Below are 15,959 nucleotides of genomic sequence, written 5' to 3'. Positions count from 1 at the left end.
AACAAATTGTCTAATACGTGGCCTACCCGCCACCTCGCGACGGGTACTGTCCTTGATCATGTCGCTACGTGATGCCGTGCTCGCCGCACTGGTCGACGGGGAGATGTCGGGTTACGACCTGTCCAAGGCGTTCGACGCAACCGTCGCCAACTTCTGGACTGCCACTCCCCAACAGCTCTATCGCGAACTCGACCGAATGGATCGAGACGAGGTGATCTCGGCGCGATTGGTCGAACAGGACGGTCGACCCAACAAACGCCTCTTCAGCCTCACCGACAAGGGACGCGCAGCGCTGCGCCAGGTGAGCCATCGGCAACCGAAGCTTCCGGCCATTCGCGACGAGCACCTGGTAGCGATCCACGCTCTCGAAGCCGGCGACCTGCAGCCGATGACCGATGCGATCCGAGAACGAATGCAGCTCTCACGAGACAAGCTGGCTCGGTACGACCGGATGGCGCACCGCCTGCTCGACGGACGTACCGAGACCGAGTTCCTGGCCACCGCCGATCGCATCGGCCCGTACCTCACCCTGATGCGGGGACGGATGTTCGAGGAGGAATCGCTTCGCTGGGGTGCCCGCGTCCTCGAAGTACTCGACACCCGCGCTGGACGCGGATGATCCCGCCAAACGCCGGTTCATAGTCGCAAAGTTGTGTAGTGTTCGGTCACCAGCCGAGGGTGTCTCAGGCCCTGGCCCCACCCAGGAGATGACGCGTGCAGCAGTTCCGACAGGCCGTCGAGGCCAACGACCACGACGCCATTGCCGCCACCCTGGCCGATGACGTCGTCTTCAGCTCCCCCGTCGCATTCAAGCCGTACCGCGGCAAGGAGCTGACCGCGGCGATACTGCGCGCCGTCACCCGCGTCTTCGAGGACCTTCGCTACGTGAAAACCGTCGAAGACATCGGCGGCCGTGATCACGTCCTGTTCTTCGAGACCCGCATCGACGACGTGACCGTCCACGGCTGCGACATCCTCCACCTGAACTCCGACGGCCTGATCGACAATTTCACCGTGATGGTGCGTCCGCTGTCGGCTGCGCAGGCACTCTCCAAGGCCATGGCGACAGAATTTGCCGCCGAAATGGGCTCGATGGGTTCGGCGGAGAAGCAAGACAAGCAGTGATACCGGGCTTGTGGAACGAACAGAGCCGCGCACCTCTGGGTGCGCGGCTCTGATCAGTATTGGGGTGACGGTGTTCGCCAGTGCGCCTCTCGGCAGGTGGCCGCTCGTAGCGGCTGATGGTTGGTACCCGGGGCATTGGGATCGAACACCGTCGATGGAGTCAACGACGACTCGGCTCTTCGTATTCCGACCTGTGGCGATGTGTGGGCCGCGGTTGCGCAGCGAAGACTTGAATCCACGCCCCCAATCGGAATCGACACCTCCTACGAAGGGTGTGGATTCCGACGCAGGGCGTAGATGCGGGCCGTCCGCTCGATCAGCTCCCACGTTTCGGATATCCGACTCCGATCGGCGTCGGGTATCCGAAACCGAGGAGCCGATCCGAGACGAAAACGCAAAAACTCCGATCCCAGGGACGGAATCGGAGCCAAGAGAGCCTCCTAACGGGATTGAACCGTTGACCGCTCGCTTACAAGGCGAGTGCTCTACCGCTGAGCTAAGGAGGCAGTGAAGCGAGCCAAGCATACCGTTCAACGGACGCTCAGCGACAACAGGTACCTTGTCGGTGGATCACCCCAGCAACGTAAAGACGGTCATGACTTTCCTGCAAGACCTGACGGCTTCGCTGAGCCGTCTCACCGGTGAGCGTCGGGCCACCATCGATACACCGACCGCCGCGCCGTCACCTCTTCGCCCTATCGATCTGACGGACGACGCGACGGTCGCCGAGGTCCTCGAGCTGGCGGTTCGCGTCGGCGAGGTGTTGTTGGCGTCGGGCACGTCTGCGGTGGATACGGCGACGCAGGTGCAGTTCATCGCCGCGACGTACGGCCTCGCGCGATGCGATGTCGACGTCACGTACAACTCGATCACGCTGAGCGCACATCGCGGTCCGACGCGGCCGCCGGCGTCGACGATGCGCATCGTCCATTACCGCTCGATGGACTTCACACGGCTGGCCGCGGTCGACCGACTTATTCGCTCGGTGCGCGTCAAGGTGGTCCCGGCGAGCATCGCGCGTGACCGCCTCGACGAGATCACCTCGGCCCCGCACCCGTACAACCGGTGGATCGCGACCTTCGCGTGGGCCGGCATGGCGGCGGCGATCGGTGTGTTGCTCGGCGGCGGCGCGTTGGTCGCGGTCGTCAGCTTCCTGACGACGATGGTGATCGACCGAATCGGCCGCATCCTCAACCGCGCCGGACTGCCCTTCTTCTTTCAGCAGGTGGTCGGCGGATTCGTCGCTGCCACCCCGGCGATCACTCTGTACAACTTTCAGGATCAGCTCAATATCGACATCTCCCCGTCGGTGATCATCGGTGCCGGGGTGACGGTGCTGCTGTCGGGGCTTTCGCTCGTCGGCTCGGTACAGGACGCAATCACCGGAGCACCGATCACCGCGTCGGCCAGATTCTTCGAAGTGTTGATGATGACGGGCGGCATCATTGCCGGCGTCGCCACGTCGCTGAGGCTGGCGGCCCTGATCGGGAGCGATCTGCCGCAGATCAGCAACCTGCCTCCCCCGGACATCACACAGGTGCCCACCAAGGTCCTCGCCGGCGCGGCCGCGTCACTGTTCTACGCGCTCGCCTGCTACGCCGAGCGGCGCGCACTGACGGCAGCGTTCATGGGCGGCTTTGCGGGCGCGCTCGTCTACTTGATGTCGCAGACGTTGGCTGTGGGTCCGATCATCGCGTCTGCCATCGCGGCCACGGTCGTCGGATTCGCCGGTGGTCTCCTCGCACGTCGAGCGCTCATTCCGCCGCTCATCGTTGCCGTCGCCGGCATCACTCCGTTGCTGCCTGGTCTTTCGCTCTACCGAGGGCTGTACGCGATCCTGAACGACCAGTTGTTGCTCGGTATCAGCTCGCTCTTCGCGGCGTTCGGCATCGGCTGTGGCCTGGCTGCGGGCGTCACATTGGGTGAGTGGGGTGCGCGAACACTGCGTCGACCCCGGATCCTGGCACGCACCGAGGAACTACTACGCCCGACGCTTCGCCGCAGAGAAGAACCGCGCCGACCGACGGTTCGTCGGCGGCGCGGTACGAGTCCTTCGTAAAAGGCGGAACTCAAGCCTCGGTGCTGGGGGTTCCCTCAGCACCTGCGCGGGCAGCTGCGTCGGCCTCCATGGCCTCACGCAGGCTGCGCGGACGCATGTCGGTCCAGTTCTTCTCGACGTACTCCAGGCACGCAGCGCGGGTGTCTTCACCGAAGACGACACGCCACCCCTGAGGGACCTCGGAGAACGTCGGCCACAGCGAATGCTGATCTTCGTCGTTGACCAGCACGAAGAAGCGTCCGTCTTCGTCATCGAACGGGTTGGTACTCATCTCGCCTCACTCGTCGCGAACGTTTGATTGGTAAGTCTGCACCGTGAGGTGCCACACGACCCTAGCAACGCAGGTCGTGCTCAGGTGGCGTCAGGCCTTGAAGAAGTCGAGCAAGTGCGCATTGACGGCCTCGGGACGCTCGAGATATCCGTAGTGCCCAGCGTCCGCGATTTCCACGTATCGAGCCCCCGGAATCGCGTCGGCGAGCTCCTTGCCCAGGTAGGCGGGGATCATCCGATCGTCGGCGAACCCGACCGACAGACACGGCACCGACACTGCCCGGTAGGCGTTGGTGCGGTCGAAATCGTCGTCCATGCCCAGCTGCGCGCGCACCCCGGCGGATGGTGAGGATGCCGAGAACTCGAACAGGTCGAGCCAATCGCGAGCCGTTCGCGCATCACGCAACGTGGCGGGCGACAGGTTCATCACCGCCGTCACCGCGGCCGAGTATGTGCCCGGCAGCTCGACGCGCTTGTCGTACAGCGCCCGTTCACCCTGGGCGAGCGTCTTCTGGAACTCGTCGACCCGCGCGTGCCCGGCGAGGAACGCAGCCTTGCGAACCAGATCGGGACGCTTCAGAGCCAACTCCTGTGCGACGCGAGAGCCCATCGACGTACCGACGACGAAGGCCTTCTCGGCCCCGTCGCGGATCAGTTCGATCAAGCCCTCGGTGTCGGCAACCATGGCGTCGATGGTGATACCGGTCGCACTTTCCGACGACGGCGCGATACCGCGGTTGTCGAAGGTGCACACCCGGTAGCCGGCCGCCAGGAGGGCCGGAACCTGATGCAGTTCCCACACTCGGCCGGGACTGCCGGTGCCCATTATCAGAACTACCAGGTCGCCACTGCCCTTGACCTGGTAGTTCACGTCGATGCCGTTGATCTTCGCGATAGGCATACGTCTCCTCACTGCTGATTCGTTCGTCGGCGATCGTATCGTCCGAGGTCGACGTGGGGTTACTCGAACAGCCAGTGGGTACCTGCAGTTACATGACTGACGAGAACGTAGCGGGCGAAGCACGCAAAGGAATGCTCGACGGGATCAAGGGCAAAGCCAAAGAGGTCGTCGGCGCTGTCACCGGCAACGACTCGTTGACGGCCGAGGGCCAACTGCAGGCCGCTCAGGCCCGCGAACGCAAGGAGGCGCAGGCCACCGAACGCGTCGCCGATGCACAGGCCACCGAGGCCGCCGAGGAGCTGGCCGACGTGCGGACTGCGGCAGACAGTCGACGCGAGGCCGCGGAGGAGAACGCGGCAGTTGCCGAGGCGAACGCAGATCGCGTTCGAGAGACCCAGGTGGCCGCGGCCGAGCAGAACAAGCGTGAGACCGTGGCGCAGGAACGAGCGGCAGCCGAGGTCGACGCAACGGCCGAACAGATCGAAGCGACCGAGGAGCGCAAAGCCGAGCAGGCCGCGGCAGATGCGGACGAAATGGTGGCTGCGCAAAAGCACCAGGAAGCGTTGCTGCAGGCCGAAGCCGACCGCAAGAAAGCCGAAGAGCTTCGCAACCAGGCTTGACCCACCACTGCTGATCTAGGAGTTCGACTACATGAGTGTTTTGGCCCTACCACTGACCATCCTGAGACTTCAGTACAAGATCGCACGAATTCCGTTGCAGCTCATCGAGACCAACGTCGTCGTGAAGATGGATGCGGAATCACCGGCGCGGCTCGCCTACGAGCACACGCTCGGATCCCTCGATCGTGCTGTCGGAAACCTGTTGGGAGACAGGAGTCTGGCCGATCGCGGTGAGACTCTGGTCGACAGCACCGAGAACCGCGCCGAAGCAGCACGCCTGGACGCCGAGGCACGTGCGAAGAAGACTGCCGCGGACGCCGACCTGAAGACGGCTCGTGAGACCGCCGAGCAGGACCGGCGGGCCGCCGACGCCGCAGCCCAGGAAGCGGCCCGCGACGCGCGACAGGAGGCCGAGCAGCGCAAGCGCGAGGCCGCCCAGGAAGCCGAACGCGAAGCGGCTGCAAAGAAGAAAAAGGCCGACGAGCAAGCTGCCGCGGCCGCCAAGGCAGCCGAGGACCGCAAGAAGACTCAGCAGGCTCAGGTCGACAAGCAGGAGAAGCTGGCAGCAGCACCGTCCGAGGCCGAATTGGCCGAGGCCGCAGAGCGATCCGAGGAAGCCGACGCCAAGAAGGACGAGGCAGAGCGCATCGAGAAGCTGTTCATCGCGGAGAAGAACAAGGACTGACAGCCCGGTTCTCTCGAATCGAGCTCAGCAACAATCTCTTCCAGCCCCGCACCGTATTCTCGGTGCGGGGCTGGTGCGCGCTGCAACCGTTGGGTGCCACACTCTGAGAGCATCGACCGGGGCGCACCAGCGAAGCCCGACTGCCCGGTTTACTGTAGGTTCGCCGAACACATCGACGAGGAGGGTAGATGCGCATGCGACAAACGGGAACCGAGTCCACTCGATTTATCCATGCCCGGCAGAGACTCTCGCCACTGTTCGCCACTCTGGTGATCTTCGGCGTTCTCGCCATCCCGCGACTGGATCTGCCATGGGCCGGCATCGCGGGCTGGGGTCTGGCAATTGTCGCGGCAACGGCTTGGCTTTTCACAGCTTTGCGGCGACAGCGGTCCAGCAAAAGAGCTAGGTCGTGCGCGTTGTGCGTACCTCTGGGGGCGCACAACGCGCACGACGGGAGCGCAGCGACATTCAGCCGAGGACACGAGCGAGGAATGCGTCGATATTGTCTTTGACCGTCACCGTGCGGGTGTCGACGTCGAAGTCCTCCTTGAACTGTCGTCCCAGGGCCGGTGTTTTCTTCTTGCGTGCGTACAGAGAACATGCGAGATCCGAGCAGATGTAGGTACCGACGGTGTTGCCGCGTCGCCCGGACTCCCCTGCCTTCGCAGCGGCCATCAGCGACACACCGCCGTTGGCGTGGGTGGTGAGACAGATGCTGCACATCTGCGCAGTCCGTGGGCCACCTGCCTTGTATCGCAACGCAATTCCCCGGAGTCGATCTTCCTGCGGTACGACGATGTAGCTTCGTCCCGCCAGCTTCGGGTCGCCCCAGCCGAGGAAATCGAGATCCTCCCACGGCACTTCGTCGAACATATCGGGGAGGGAAAGCCGAGTGGCGTCACCCTTGGACGAGTTGACGAACGACGATCTGATGTCGCGTTCGGAGATCGGCTTCATGGTTCCTGCCTCCATTGCCGTAGGAGTGTGTCGATTCCGTCGAGGATTCGGGCCCACGACTCTTGCGAGTCGGGTGCACTGTGAGCGAACGAGCCGGCCGCTTCGAGGCTGGCAAAACCGTGAAAGACGCTGCCCAACAATCGAACAGCATGTACCTGATCCACCTCGCTCAGGTGATACCCACGAAGGATCGCCTTCATCATTGCCGAGTGCCGCACCCCGGCACTGTTGATCGCCGTCTCGTGGTCGAGAGGAAATTGAGTGGCCGCGTACCGGCCGGGATGTTCGCGCGAATAGACCAGGTACGCGTCGGCCACTGCCACCAACGCGTCCTTGCCTGCCCTGCCTGCCAACGCTTCTGCTACCCGGTCGGCCAATTCTTCCAACGCCAGCAGAGCGATGCCGACATTGAGCTGATGCGCGCTCTTCAGATGCGAATACAGACTCGCCACTTTGACGTCGAAGCGTCGCGCCAACTCACTGGCAGTCACGCGATCGAAGCCGACCTCGTCGGCCAGATCCGCTCCTGCTGCCACGATGCGCTGCGCGGTCAATCCTGCGCGTGCCATGTCGGCCTCCTCCATCTTCCGAGGACACCGTAGCCAAAACTAATAGCTATAGGCAAATTGCTATAGCAATCAGCGACCCTGCCACGCCTCCCACAGCTCTGCGTAACGCCCACCGGCAGCGACCAACTCGTCGTGCGGACCTTGCTCCACGATTTTCCCGTGCTCGAGCACCACGACGCGGTCCGCTGCAGCGGCCTGGGTGAGGCGATGCGCCACGACCAATGTGCTGCGGCCTCTCGTCGCCGCCTCCGCAGCCAGTTCGAGCTCACGGGCACCGGAGCTGCCGGCCTCGGCGGTGGCCTCGTCCAACACCGCGACAGCCGGATCGGCGAGAACCAGCCGCGCCAGAGCCAATTGCTGCGATTGCGCCGCGGTCAACTGGTGACCGCCCTCGCCGACGGCGGTGTCGAGGCCGTTCTCGAGCGCCTCGACCCATCCCCAGGCACCGACGGTCCGCAGTGCGGCTTCCACGTCGTCGCGGCCGGCGTCCGGTGCCGCGAGCAACACGTCGTCGATCAGTGGGCCGGCGAAGACGTGCACTTCCTGGCTGACGATCGCGACATGCCGGCGTAAACCCTGGTGGCCCAACGAGTCCAGCGACGCGCCGCCGACACGAACCGTGCCCGACGTCGACGCCATGGACCCGGCCGCAATGGCCGCGATCGTCGACTTCCCGGCACCGGTGGATCCCACGAGCGCGACCGTCTCACCTGCGTCCACACGCAGGTCGACCCCGTGCAGTACTTCGTGACCCCCGTCGTACGAGTGGCGCAGGTCGACGACATCGAGGGTGGCGTCGGCAGGCACGGAACCGTCGCCCACCGGCCGCTCGTCGGCAATGTCGACCACACCGACCAGTCGGGCCAGAGAAGCTCCGGCAGACTGGATGTCGTCGAACGTGAAGAGCAGGGTGCCGATCGGATTGAACAGGCGATGGAACAGCAGCGCCGCAGCCGTGGTCTCACCGACGGTCACGTAATCGCCTCGTACGAGCAGGAATCCGGCCAGCAGGATCACCGACAGACCGACACATTCGGCGCGGTTACTGCGTGAGCCGAAACGGGTGAACAGGCGGAAGACGTCGACGCCGATGTCGCGGGCTTTCGCCGACGCTCGATCCACCTCACCGAGGTGCTCTGCTTCGAGTCCGTAGGCGCGCACAGTCTTTGCGCCCTGCATGCTGCTGACGAAGGACTGCGCCCGCTCGCCCATAGCGACTCGTTCGGCCGCGTACAGCGGAGCCGATCGGGGCAGATACCAGCGCAGTGCGAGGACATACATCGGCAATGCCACCAGACCGGCAAGCCCCAGACGCCAGTCGATTCCGAGCATCGTGATCATGCTCAGGCACACGAGCAGGAATGCTCCGACAAGCTGTGGAATCACTTCGCCGATCGACTTGGCCATCACTGCGACGTCGTCGCCGACGCGGGAGAGCAAGTCACCCTTGCCCACTCGCTCCAGCGTGGCCACCGGCAGGCGGAGAGCGCGTCGCACGACGGCCTCACGCAGCGACGCCAGGATGCCCTCACCGAGGGTACTGATCAAGTAGCCGCTGAAGCCGGTGACAACACCGCCGATGACCGCTGCCACCGCGATCACGACGACGACCCCGACGATGGTCGACGAGTCTGCCCCGTCGCGGACGCGGTCGACCAGGACGCCGAGCACGTAGACGGGCACCAACGACATCGCCGCGGCCACTGCGCCGAGCAGCAACGTCACCGCGGTACGGAGTTTGCGCAGGCGCAGCTGTTCCAACAGCCATCGGCCCGACCGGGCACCGGTGGCGATGGGAAGAAGTTCGGGGGCGGTCATCGCAGCACCGTCTCCTTGTACTGCGCGTCCGAGGACGCGAGATCGTGGTGGGTTCCTTCGGCGACGACGCGGCCGTCGTCGACCACGAGTACGCGATGCGTCACCGACAGCAGCGCAGGGCTGGTGGTGATCAGGATCGTGGTCTGCGCCGCGCTTCCGGTGTGTCGCAGCTCCGCGATACCGCGCGCGATCGTGTGCTCGGTGACGGCGTCGACCGCGGTGGTGGGGTCGTGCAGCACCAGCACCGGGGCGTCGACCGACAGGGCCCGCGCCAACGCGACCCGTTGACGTTGGCCACCGGAGAGGCTGGCACCGCGGTCGGTGACGGCGTGGTCGAGCCCGGCTTCGTGCAGTTCGACGACATCGGTGGCCGCGGATGCCTCGAGCACGCGGGCGAGTTCGGCGTCGGGCTGCGCGCGACCTGCGGTGACGTTGCTGCGAACGGTGCCGGCGAACAGGTCGGTGATGTGCGGCTCGACGAGCACGGTCTCGCGGGCGCGTCGGAGATCGATGTCCCCTGTTGCGATGCCGCCGATCCGTACCGTTCCGGCGTAGTCGGACTCGGAGATCTGACCCGAGAGCACCTGGGCGAGTGCCTCCCCGTCCTGCGGCCGGTAGGCGACGATTCCGAGCATCTCGCCGGGTGCAGCCGAGAAGGTGAGGCCGTCGAGCGAACGGAACCCGACCTCGTCGACGGCGAGTTCGGTACCCGAGGGCATAGCGGAATCGGATTGCGGCAGAACGTGGTCGGCACCGAGTACGAGTGCGAGCCGATCGGCCGAGCCACGCACCATCGCCACCACGCCGGGGATCTTGGACAGCCCGGTCAGCGGTTCGATGACGAATTGCGAGAGCCCGATGACGGTGATCAGCTCGCCGACCGAGATGCGGCCCTGCAACGCGAACCAGCCTGCGGTACCGGCGATTCCGACGGCGAGCAACGCGTTGACCGCCGCCGCCAGGCCCTGATAGACGTTGTTGGCGCGGGCCAACCTCAGCGTGGCCGCCAGTGCCGTTCGGCTCGACGTCACGAACCGCTGGGTCGCGGCGTCCTCGGCTCCGATTCCGCGCAGCGGACGCACTCCACTGACCAGATCGGTGGCCATTCCCGAGACCCCGGCGATCTCGGCCTGCTGTGCGGTGGCCGCGCGGGTGAGCAACGGGGCGAGACGCTGGAGCGCGATCAAAATCACCGGAGTGCCGATCACGACGGCCAGGCCGAGAGGAATGTCGATGATCAGCAATGCCAGCGCGGACGCGACCACCGCCACTGCGGACGCGAAGACTCGCGCGATCAGGTCGAGAATCCACGATTCCTTCTCGGCATCGGACGTCGAGACCGTCAGCAATTCCCCGGCCGACAGATCGGTGCGCAGTCCGCGTGGGTCGAGAACGCGGCCGGCGACCTCCACCCGCACATCGTGGGCCTCACGCTCGATGGCGACGACGATGATGCGGGCACCGATGCGCCAGGCGTAGGACAGTGTGACGAACAGAGCCGCGAGACCGACCAACGAGACGATCATCGCCGTCACGTCGCCGGTGTCGATCGCCCGCGACACGATCAGACCGATCGCGACCGGAACCATCGTTTCGCACAGTTGATGCACCCCGAAGAGCAGGGACGAGACGATCAAGCGGGTGCGACGACGTCGTACGGTGCGGCGCAGAATCGCGCCACCGGTGGCCGGGAAAGGTGCCTCCACCACGTTTCGAGCATGGTGAAGCGAGACAGAATCGGTCATTCGCTGCAGCCTATGGCATCGGGAAGTGGCGATGGGGTGTCACATTTACATAGAGTTGGCACCAGCGAACACCGAGTAAGTCCAGCAGAGAGTACGGAGATCACCATGCCTGCCAAGACATCGACCGACAACGACATCGCCGACGAAGACATCGTCCCACTCGAGTACGAGACCGCCAGTCAGGCCCAGCGCGTCGTCGCCGCCTATGCGACCGATGCAGACGAGTGCCGCATGTTGTTGTCGATGCTGGGTATAGACCCCGTAGCGAAGACCGACTGACAGGTTTTCGCAGGGCTGATTACCCAGGGATCAACAAGCGGATTGGACAGTTGTGGCTGACGCCTCGCAGGGTTCGGATTTCGTCGTCGTAGCCAACAGGTTGCCGGTCGATCTGGAGACACTTCCCGACGGAAGCACGCGATGGAAGCGCAGCCCCGGCGGGCTGGTCACCGCGCTCGAGCCCATCCTGCGCGCCAACAAGGGTGCCTGGGTGGGATGGGTTGGCGTATCCGACGTCGACGTGGAGCCGTTCGTCGAGGACGACCTGCACCTGCGTCCGGTGCCGATCAGCGAGAAGGAATACACCCAGTACTACGAGGGCTTCTCCAACGCCACGCTGTGGCCGCTGTACCACGACGTCATCGTCAAGCCCGAGTACGACCGCGACTGGTGGAACGCCTACGTCGAAGTCAACCGCCGCTTCGCGGAGAAGACGTCCGAGGCAGCCGCGCAGGGCGCGACGGTGTGGATTCAGGACTATCAGCTCCAGCTGGTGCCCAAGATGCTGCGGATGCTGCGGCCCGATCTCACCATCGGCTTCTTTCTCCACATCCCGTTCCCGCCGATCGAGCTGTTCATGCAGATGCCGTGGCGCACCGAGATCGTCGAAGGACTGCTCGGAGCCGACCTGATCGGTTTCCATCTGTCCGGCGGCGCGCAGAACTTCCTCTACCTTGCCCGACGCCTCGCCGGGGGAACCACCTCACGCGGAACCGTCGGTGTGCGGTCCAAGCTCGGCGTCGTCCAGGTGGGGTTCCGGACCGTACGCGTCGGAGCGTTCCCGATCTCCATCGACTCCGGTGACCTCGACACCAAGTCGCGCACGAAAGCCGTCCGAGACCGCGCCAAGCAGTTGCGCAAAGACCTCGGCAATCCGAAACGGATCATGCTCGGCGTCGACCGACTGGATTACACCAAGGGAATCGACGTTCGGCTCAACGCATTTCGAGAGTTGCTCGAAGAAGGCCGAGTAGATCCGGCCGAGAACGTCATCGTGCAATTGGCGACGCCCAGTCGTGAACGCGTCGAGAGCTATGTCGCCATGCGCGGCGAGATCGAACAGCAGGTGGGACGCATCAACGGCGAGTACGGCCAGGTGGGCCACCCGGTGGTCCACTACCTGCACCGTCCCATTCCCCGCGAGGACCTGCTCGCCTACTTCGTCGCTGCCGACGTCATGCTGGTCACTCCCCTACGCGACGGCATGAACCTCGTCGCCAAGGAGTACGTGGCCTGCCGCAGCGACCTCGGTGGCGCGCTGGTTCTCAGCGAATTCACCGGTGCTGCTGCAGAATTGCGCCAGGCGTACCTGTGCAACCCCCATGATCTGGACAGTGTGAAGGACGCCATCACCGGAGCGCTCGAACAGGAACCCGAGGCAGGCAAGCGTCACATGCGAGCCATGCGCCGGCAGGTTCTCGCCCATGACGTCGACCGCTGGGCCCGCTCGTTCCTGTCCGCACTGGCGCAACCGGCCGAGGGCACCAACCTCGTCAGATAAATCGCTTTACCCCCACCGTCGACGGCTGTTAGTTTGCCGTCGACGGTTTTGTGCATGCGAGAAGTGAGGAGGTGGGCATCGTGGCCACCTGGACGAGAACACACCCGAGCCCTCACACCTCCTCCACGAAGGACTTCTCGCATGTCTTCTCTACTCGAATACGGACTCGACCAGCACTGGCGTGACGAGTTCGAACAGCATTCTCACAGCGCAGTTCTCGCCCGCGTGGTTCGCGTCGACCGCGGTGAATTCGACGCCATCACCGAGCACGGAATCGCGCGCGGCACCGGCGGTGTCAGCGGTCGTTCCGCAGGCTCCACTCCTGGCGGCCTCTGCACCGGGGACTGGGTGGCACTGGACGCGGAATCGTTCCGGCTGATCGACATCCTGCCCCGCCGGACGGCCATAGTTCGCGCCAGTGCCGGATCGACCTCGGCCGCACAGGTTCTCGGTGCCAACGTCGATACCGTCGTGGTCACTGTCGCGTCGGACACGGCCCTCGACCTCGGCCGCGTCGAGCGCTACCTCACGCTGGCGTGGGGCAGCGGCGGCGTACCAGTCGTCGCGATCACCAAGACCGACAGCGGAGGCGTCACCGAAGAGTCGGTACTGGCCGCCGCGCCGGGTGTCACCGTCTGCAGCACCAGCGCGGTGTCGGCCGATGGAATCGACTCGCTGACAGCGCATCTGCACGGCACGGTCGCGCTCATCGGGCCGTCGGGATCGGGTAAATCGACTCTCGGCAACGCTCTGATCGGGAGCACCGCGTTCGCCACCGGCACCACTCGCGAGGCGGACGCCAAGGGCAGACACACGACGGTGCGTCGGGAATTGATTCCGGTACCACGACTGGGACTGACCCTGCTCGATACTCCCGGATTGAGATCGGTGGGAGTACAAGGATCGGAAGACGCAGTGGCGAGCGCCTTTTCGGATATCGACGAGCTGGCCGCACTGTGCCGTTTCGGCGACTGCGCGCACGCACACGAGCCCGGTTGCGCCGTTCTTGCCGCCGTCGAGACAGGCGAACTCTCCGAACGCCGGCTGGGTAACTACCGAAAGCTGTTGCGGGAGAACGCATGGACAACGTCACGCCACGACGCGCGGGCGCGCAGCGAGAAGTTGAGGGAATACAAGCAGATGACCAAGTCGCTACGCCAGAAGTACGCAGCCGACGGTGGGCGGCGCTAGGTCAGCTCTCGTCGAACAGCGAGGGGCTCTCGGACTCGGCCTCTTCCAGCGGAGCCGAGCCCTCGCGCGGCGACGCCTTGCGCACCACCTCGACCGTCGTCGTACGGACCGACAGCCGATGCCCGTCGTGATGCTCGAGCAACGCCAACCCTTGACGAATCTCGAGCACCTTCCACGGGCCTGCATGCCCGGACGCCTGAACCAGGTCGCCTGGTGCGATCTCGGAAGCCACTGTTGTTCTCCATTCACCGAGCAGGTATCGGGGGTCGAGCAAGTCTGTGACACACACCCTATCGGGCGCCGACCAGCCCGACGCCACTTGCTCGTCGAACAAGTTAGGAGTACTCATGTAATAGTTGTAGATGTACAAGCAAATATGTGGAGGTGCACGTGGCCGAGCTGACTCGACGACACCGATATCTCGTGCTCGGGATCTGCTGCCTCAGCCTGTTTCTCGTCAGCACCGACAACACGATCGTCAACGTCGCGCTGCCGTCGATGCGCGCAGATCTGAATGCATCGGTATCGGGTCTGCAATGGATCATCGATGCATACACGCTGGTCGTGGCATCTCTGCTGATGCTCGGTGGCTCGATGGCCGACAAGTACGGCCGCAAACGCTTCTTCCTGATCGGCACCGGAACGTTCGTCCTCGGCTCGCTGCTGTGCAGCGTCGCACCGTCGCTCGGCTGGCTCATCGCCTTCCGGATGCTGCAGGCCATCGGCGGCTCGATGATGAATCCCGTCGCGATGTCGATCATCACCAACGCCTTCACCGACCCCAAAGAGCGCGCCGGCGCGATCGGCATGTGGGGTGCCGTCGTCGGAATCTCGATGTCCGCGGGACCGGCACTCGGCGGCGTGCTCGTCACCAGCGCCGGCTGGCAGTCCATCTTCTGGATCAACGTCCCCGTCGGGATCTTCGCTTTGGCGATGACACTGAAGTTCGTCCCGGAATCCAAGGCCGAGCACGCGAGGAAGTTCGATCCGCTAGGTCAGTTCCTCATCTTCGCGTTCCTCGCGTCCCTGGTCTTCACCATCATCGAAGGTCCCGCGAAGGGTTGGGGATCACCGCTGATCGTGTTCACGGGTGCCGTCGCGATCGGCTCTCTCGTCGGGCTGCTGGTGGTCGAATCGCGAATCGAGGAACCGCTGATCCAGCTGAAGTTCTTCCGCAGTGCACCGTTCAGTGGCGCTACGGTGATCGCCGTGTGCGCGTTCGCGTCCCTCGGCGGGTTCCTGTTCCTCAACACGCTGTACCTGCAGGACGTTCGCGGCTACTCACCACTGCACGCTGGTCTCTACACTCTGCCGATGGCACTGATGACGCTGATTTTCGCGCCGATATCGGGACGCATCGTCGGCAGCCTCGGGGCTCGCATCCCCCTGCTCGTGGCCGGCCTCGGCTTCGTGGTCTCGGCGCTGATGCTCACCAGAACGACGCCGACGACATCCTTCACCTGGTTGGCGACGGCATACGTGATCTTCGGAATCTCCTTCGGCATGGTCAACGCCCCGATCACCAACACCGCAGTGTCCGGGATGCCACGGAGCCAAGCCGGCGTGGCCTCGGCCATCGCGTCGACCAGCAGGCAGGTGGGTCAGTCGCTCGGCGTGGCCGTCATGGGATCGATCGTCACCGCGAGCATCGTCGGTGAGGTCTCCGACGGATTCACCGCAGCCGCCGTGCCCGCCTGGTTCGTCATCGCCGGTGCCGGCGTGGTCGTGACCGTGCTCGCGCTGGTCACCACCGGCCGGTGGGCACGATCGACCGCCGAACGTATCGACCAACCGGTGCTCGTATGACGAGCGAAGCAGCGCAGATCTGGCGCGAGATGCGAGCGCTGATGCTCGAGGTACACGACACTCGACGGGCCGTCGCCGAGGCCACTGGAATGAGCTTCCTGCGGGCGAAACTGCTGATCAAGCTGTTGGACGGCGATCGGTCGGTTACCGAACTCGCCGATCTGCTCGCCTCCGACGTGCCCTACGTATCTCTGAACGTGCGCGAACTCGAACAGCGAGACCTAGTGGTGCGCACCGAGGACCCCCACGATCGTCGACGACGAATCATCGGACTCACCGACACCGGACGCCGCCTCGCCGCGAAAGCCCGCGCGATCGCCGACGCCCCGCCGCCGGAATTCACGGCACTACCGCCGGAGGACCTGGCGCATCTGCGTCGAATACTGCGACTGCCCTGATGTGGTGGGACGGTGCTTCTGCTTCGACTTCAGCT

At 64.6% G+C, this 15,959-nt stretch carries 17 protein-coding genes and 1 tRNA gene; 10 read left to right on the top strand and 8 right to left on the bottom strand.

Going from position 1 to position 15,959, the window contains the following annotated elements; translation table 11 throughout:
* Positions 1-58 precede the first annotated feature (58 nt).
* Together ASH04_RS11780 and ASH04_RS11775 are read left to right on the top strand one after the other, a co-directional pair.
* Complete coding sequence (locus ASH04_RS11780) at positions 59-619, top strand: PadR family transcriptional regulator (protein WP_057473592.1); 561 nt, start codon at positions 59-61, stop codon at positions 617-619.
* A 95-nt stretch (positions 620-714) separates the two neighbouring features.
* Entirely contained in the window at positions 715-1,125 is a 411-nt protein-coding gene (locus tag ASH04_RS11775; protein WP_057473591.1) for a nuclear transport factor 2 family protein, read from the top strand.
* Positions 1,126-1,559: 434 nt separating this feature from the next.
* Here the strand turns inward: ASH04_RS11775 and ASH04_RS11770 are convergent.
* Positions 1,560-1,631 (bottom strand) — tRNA-Thr (locus ASH04_RS11770).
* An 89-nt stretch (positions 1,632-1,720) separates the two neighbouring features.
* Between ASH04_RS11770 and ASH04_RS11765 the strand changes: the two genes are divergently transcribed.
* The gene (locus tag ASH04_RS11765; protein ID WP_027495673.1) at positions 1,721-3,184 is read left to right on the top strand and encodes a threonine/serine ThrE exporter family protein; all 1,464 of its coding nucleotides are present in this window, start codon (positions 1,721-1,723) and stop codon (positions 3,182-3,184) included.
* Positions 3,185-3,194: 10 nt separating this feature from the next.
* On the opposite strand, the gene ASH04_RS11760 is transcribed toward ASH04_RS11765, so the two are convergent.
* Both ASH04_RS11760 and ASH04_RS11755 read right to left on the bottom strand, forming a co-directional pair.
* Positions 3,195-3,455 carry an MbtH family protein gene (locus ASH04_RS11760; RefSeq protein WP_027495672.1) on the bottom strand — a complete coding sequence of 87 codons (261 nt, stop codon included), beginning with the start codon at positions 3,453-3,455 and terminating at the stop codon, positions 3,195-3,197.
* Positions 3,456-3,545: 90 nt separating this feature from the next.
* Positions 3,546-4,355, bottom strand: a complete 810-nt coding sequence (locus ASH04_RS11755; RefSeq protein ID WP_032375016.1) for an alpha/beta fold hydrolase — start codon at positions 4,353-4,355, stop codon at positions 3,546-3,548.
* A 92-nt stretch (positions 4,356-4,447) separates the two neighbouring features.
* On the opposite strand from ASH04_RS11755, the gene ASH04_RS11750 reads away from it, so the two are divergent.
* Both ASH04_RS11750 and ASH04_RS11745 read left to right on the top strand, forming a co-directional pair.
* Positions 4,448-4,975: a hypothetical protein gene (locus ASH04_RS11750; protein WP_032367327.1), complete on the top strand. Its 528-nt coding sequence runs from the start codon at positions 4,448-4,450 to the stop codon at positions 4,973-4,975.
* Positions 4,976-5,006: 31 nt separating this feature from the next.
* Entirely contained in the window at positions 5,007-5,660 is a 654-nt protein-coding gene (locus ASH04_RS11745) for a hypothetical protein (RefSeq protein WP_032389807.1), read from the top strand.
* A 468-nt stretch (positions 5,661-6,128) separates the two neighbouring features.
* Here ASH04_RS11745 and ASH04_RS11740 read toward each other — a convergent pair whose 3' ends face one another.
* The 4 genes from ASH04_RS11740 to ASH04_RS11725 form a co-directional block, all read right to left on the bottom strand.
* Positions 6,129-6,617 carry an FBP domain-containing protein gene (locus tag ASH04_RS11740; protein ID WP_057473927.1) on the bottom strand — a complete coding sequence of 163 codons (489 nt, stop codon included), beginning with the start codon at positions 6,615-6,617 and terminating at the stop codon, positions 6,129-6,131.
* Positions 6,614-7,186, bottom strand: a complete 573-nt coding sequence (locus ASH04_RS11735; RefSeq protein WP_032367331.1) for a TetR/AcrR family transcriptional regulator — start codon at positions 7,184-7,186, stop codon at positions 6,614-6,616. The genes ASH04_RS11740 and ASH04_RS11735 overlap by 4 nt, the downstream gene beginning before the upstream one ends.
* A gap of 69 nt (positions 7,187-7,255) precedes the next feature.
* Positions 7,256-9,004 carry an ABC transporter ATP-binding protein gene (locus tag ASH04_RS11730; protein WP_032371882.1) on the bottom strand — a complete coding sequence of 583 codons (1,749 nt, stop codon included), beginning with the start codon at positions 9,002-9,004 and terminating at the stop codon, positions 7,256-7,258.
* Complete coding sequence (locus ASH04_RS11725) at positions 9,001-10,749, bottom strand: ABC transporter ATP-binding protein (RefSeq protein WP_200937313.1); 1,749 nt, start codon at positions 10,747-10,749, stop codon at positions 9,001-9,003. The genes ASH04_RS11730 and ASH04_RS11725 overlap by 4 nt, the downstream gene beginning before the upstream one ends.
* Positions 10,750-10,854: 105 nt before the next feature.
* Here ASH04_RS11725 and ASH04_RS26920 point away from each other — a divergent pair, with 105 nt between their 5' ends.
* From ASH04_RS26920 to rsgA, 3 genes are all read left to right on the top strand, one after another.
* Positions 10,855-11,028: a hypothetical protein gene (locus ASH04_RS26920; protein WP_008710019.1), complete on the top strand. Its 174-nt coding sequence runs from the start codon at positions 10,855-10,857 to the stop codon at positions 11,026-11,028.
* A gap of 52 nt (positions 11,029-11,080) precedes the next feature.
* Positions 11,081-12,529 carry an alpha,alpha-trehalose-phosphate synthase (UDP-forming) gene (locus ASH04_RS11720; protein ID WP_027495664.1) on the top strand — a complete coding sequence of 483 codons (1,449 nt, stop codon included), beginning with the start codon at positions 11,081-11,083 and terminating at the stop codon, positions 12,527-12,529.
* 141 nt (positions 12,530-12,670) lie between these two features.
* Entirely contained in the window at positions 12,671-13,720 is a 1,050-nt protein-coding gene (rsgA, locus tag ASH04_RS11715; RefSeq protein WP_057473590.1) for a ribosome small subunit-dependent GTPase A, read from the top strand.
* A 1-nt stretch (position 13,721) separates the two neighbouring features.
* On the opposite strand, the gene ASH04_RS11710 is transcribed toward rsgA, so the two are convergent.
* Complete coding sequence (locus ASH04_RS11710; RefSeq protein WP_027495662.1) at positions 13,722-13,952, bottom strand: hypothetical protein; 231 nt, start codon at positions 13,950-13,952, stop codon at positions 13,722-13,724.
* 158 nt (positions 13,953-14,110) lie between these two features.
* On the opposite strand from ASH04_RS11710, the gene ASH04_RS11705 reads away from it, so the two are divergent.
* Together ASH04_RS11705 and ASH04_RS11700 are read left to right on the top strand one after the other, a co-directional pair.
* Positions 14,111-15,526 carry an MFS transporter gene (locus ASH04_RS11705; RefSeq protein WP_057473925.1) on the top strand — a complete coding sequence of 472 codons (1,416 nt, stop codon included), beginning with the start codon at positions 14,111-14,113 and terminating at the stop codon, positions 15,524-15,526.
* Positions 15,523-15,924, top strand: coding sequence for a MarR family winged helix-turn-helix transcriptional regulator (locus ASH04_RS11700; RefSeq protein WP_057473589.1), 402 nt, complete (start codon positions 15,523-15,525; stop codon positions 15,922-15,924). Before ASH04_RS11705 ends, ASH04_RS11700 begins: the two co-directional genes overlap by 4 nt.
* Positions 15,925-15,959 lie beyond the last annotated feature (35 nt).

Origin of the sequence: Rhodococcus sp. Leaf233, from assembly GCF_001426165.1 — a bacterium.
GTDB classification, from domain to species: Bacteria; Actinomycetota; Actinomycetes; order Mycobacteriales; family Mycobacteriaceae; genus Rhodococcoides; species Rhodococcoides fascians.
The sequence above is the reverse complement of the archived record's forward strand: the minus strand, read 5'-3'. Positions and strand labels throughout refer to the sequence as shown.

Excerpts from the sequence above, each read along its gene's own strand:
- ASH04_RS11780 (WP_057473592.1), top strand. The coding sequence starts at position 59 with ATGTCGCTACGTGATGCCGTGCTCGCCGCACTGGTCGACGGGGAGATG.
- ASH04_RS11765 (WP_027495673.1), top strand. The coding sequence starts at position 1,721 with ATGACTTTCCTGCAAGACCTGACGGCTTCGCTGAGCCGTCTCACCGGT.
- ASH04_RS11760 (WP_027495672.1), bottom strand. The coding sequence starts at position 3,455 with ATGAGTACCAACCCGTTCGATGACGAAGACGGACGCTTCTTCGTGCTG.
- ASH04_RS11755 (WP_032375016.1), bottom strand. The coding sequence starts at position 4,355 with ATGCCTATCGCGAAGATCAACGGCATCGACGTGAACTACCAGGTCAAG.
- ASH04_RS11750 (WP_032367327.1), top strand. The coding sequence starts at position 4,448 with ATGACTGACGAGAACGTAGCGGGCGAAGCACGCAAAGGAATGCTCGAC.
- ASH04_RS11745 (WP_032389807.1), top strand. The coding sequence starts at position 5,007 with ATGAGTGTTTTGGCCCTACCACTGACCATCCTGAGACTTCAGTACAAG.
- ASH04_RS11740 (WP_057473927.1), bottom strand. The coding sequence starts at position 6,617 with ATGAAGCCGATCTCCGAACGCGACATCAGATCGTCGTTCGTCAACTCG.
- ASH04_RS11735 (WP_032367331.1), bottom strand. The coding sequence starts at position 7,186 with ATGGCACGCGCAGGATTGACCGCGCAGCGCATCGTGGCAGCAGGAGCG.
- ASH04_RS11730 (WP_032371882.1), bottom strand. The coding sequence starts at position 9,004 with ATGACCGCCCCCGAACTTCTTCCCATCGCCACCGGTGCCCGGTCGGGC.
- ASH04_RS11725 (WP_200937313.1), bottom strand. The coding sequence starts at position 10,749 with ATGACCGATTCTGTCTCGCTTCACCATGCTCGAAACGTGGTGGAGGCA.
- ASH04_RS26920 (WP_008710019.1), top strand. The coding sequence starts at position 10,855 with ATGCCTGCCAAGACATCGACCGACAACGACATCGCCGACGAAGACATC.
- rsgA (WP_057473590.1), top strand. The coding sequence starts at position 12,671 with ATGTCTTCTCTACTCGAATACGGACTCGACCAGCACTGGCGTGACGAG.
- ASH04_RS11700 (WP_057473589.1), top strand. The coding sequence starts at position 15,523 with ATGACGAGCGAAGCAGCGCAGATCTGGCGCGAGATGCGAGCGCTGATG.